The 255-nt window shown below is 38.4% G+C and carries 1 protein-coding gene; it reads left to right on the top strand.

Annotated elements, in window-relative coordinates; all coding sequences use genetic code 11:
- Positions 1–255: transposase (locus tag KI375_RS27160; RefSeq protein ID WP_212976452.1), on the top strand; the 255-nt coding region annotated here is incomplete at both ends.

The following is a 255-nucleotide window of genomic DNA, read 5'->3' as shown; positions in this document are numbered from 1 at the left end:
GATTACGAACTGCCCTCATCACTTACAATATGTATCGTAAAGAGAAGAAGAAAAAATATAAAAACAATCCTTTTAACACCGCTAACTGGGATTATGATGCCGAAAAAGATGCCTTTACTTGTCCAAATGGGCAAGCTGTTACTTATCGCTATGACTCCAAACGGACAGACAAGTATGGTTACGAGCGACAATTTAAGGTCTATGAATGTGAAGATTGTACAGGTTGTCCTTTACGAGAGCAATGTACCAAAGCAA

The organism is Bacillus sp. J14TS2 (assembly GCF_018333015.1).
GTDB lineage: Bacteria > Bacillota > Bacilli > Bacillales > Bacillaceae_C > Lederbergia.
Note: the sequence above shows the minus strand (reverse complement) of the source record. Positions and strands in the feature narration are given on the sequence as shown.